Source organism: Paralimibaculum aggregatum (assembly GCF_030270585.1).
GTDB lineage: Bacteria > Pseudomonadota > Alphaproteobacteria > Rhodobacterales > Rhodobacteraceae > Thermohalobaculum > Thermohalobaculum aggregatum.
On sequence record NZ_BSYI01000108.1, the window covers coordinates 1 to 1,662 of the forward strand.

Annotated in this window: 1 protein-coding gene; it reads right to left on the bottom strand. The window is 69.3% G+C overall.

Annotation, left to right across the window (positions count from 1 at the left end):
• Positions 1-182: 182 nt before the first annotated feature.
• Positions 183-1,565, bottom strand: a complete 1,383-nt coding sequence (locus QSJ97_RS24480) for an IS1380 family transposase (protein WP_285675119.1) — start codon at positions 1,563-1,565, stop codon at positions 183-185.
• Positions 1,566-1,662: the final 97 nt, after the last annotated feature.

Here is a 1,662-nt window from a genome sequence, read left to right on the forward strand (position 1 = left end):
TGGTCTCGCTAGCCCGCATCTCTCACCAATGAGTTGCCGCCCGTGACGAAACCCTGCCGGTGTGCTCGCCACGGGCAGTGGAGCGTTTGCAGGCACGGGGGATGCGCCCTGCTGACTGGCGGGGTTTGGGAGGATGCTCGGTTTGCGGGTTGACGGGTCGGGCGTGCGGGCGCGCTGCGGGCTCAGCGGCATAATCGGGTGTGGGCGATCGCGAACACGTCGGCGCAGGGGCAAGCCGAGGCCATGGCGACGCGGACGCGGCGCACGCTGCGGGTGACCTGGGCGCCGATCTTGAGGAGCCTGAGCCGGATCGTGCCGCAGGTGGCGCGCTCGAGGCGGGTGTGAGCGAGTGCGCGCCGGCGCAGCGCGGCGATCAGGACATAGGCCATGGAGGCGAACCACAGGCGAAGCTGGTTGGCGCGCATGGTCGCGGCGCTGGTCCGATCGGCGAAGAGGTCGAGCTGGCACTCCTTGATCCGGTTCTCCATGTCGCCGCGGGCGCAGTAGAGCCGCTCGTAGAGAGCACGGGCGCCGATCTCGGTGGCAGGCAGCGAGGTGACGACGAAGCGCGGGTTGGCATCGGCCTCACCGCGCCCTGGCATCCACTCGGCCTTGGCGACGACGCGGCGCCGGCGGCTCCAGCTGTTGCGTGTGCGCCAGCGGAAGTCGGCGAAGCGGCGGGCAGACCGGCCTGTGCGCTCGGCATCGTCCTCTGCCCAAGCGAGGTCGATGTGGATGTGCTCGACGAGCCGGGCGTTGCGGGCCAGGCCGAAGAGGAAATCCACCTTGATTGCTTCACACCACGCCATCAGAGCCTCGCGGGCGAAGCCGCTGTCGGCGCGCAGCAGGATCTTCACCCGCGGCCAGCGCGCACGGATGCGCTCGACGATCCGTGCGATCTCCTCCGTCGCACCGGCGCTGGCGTCAATGTTGGAGCGCCTGAGTTTCGCCGCGAGGAGGTGGTCGCCGCAGAAGATGTAGAGCGGCAGGTAGCAGTGGCAGTCGTAGTAGCCGTGGAAGAAGCGCCCCTCCTGGTGCCCGTGGATCGGGTCGTCGGTGGCGTCCAGGTCGAGGGTGATCCGCGCCGGCGCCTTCGCGTGGGCATCGAGGAAGAGATCGACGAACAGTGCCTCGATGGCCGCCGGATCGTGGCCAATGCGGCGGTAGCGATCCGTCCCGGCGGGCGCATGCTCCAGTCGGTTCAGCGTGCTCTTGCCCGCGAGCGGCGCCAGCCCCGGACGGCGCGCCTCGAGCCGGCCCAGCGCCGCGCCCAGGGCGGGATCGCGGCGCAGGTCGTCGTGATCGACGAGATCCTCGTAGCCGAGCGCGATGCCGAAGACCCGCTGGCCGACCAGGGTCGACAGGTCGTGCGAGACGCGCCCCGGTGTCCGGCCGTCGGAGAAGCAGGCGGCAAAGCGCTCCACCAGCCCGATCGCCCTATCGGTCGCGCCCAGCAGCAGCGCGCCAGCGTCCGAGGTGATCGCGCCCCCTCCGAAATCCGCCACCACGTCGCGCCCTTCGACGCGTGCAAAGACCATCGACTTCAGGCTACATTCTGTAGGCATCGGAGCTCCTACCGGATCGGCACAAGTGTCTGTTAGCACTCACACTTCACCGATCCAGAGCCCCGATGCACCCGCCTTGGTGAGAAATGCGGGATAG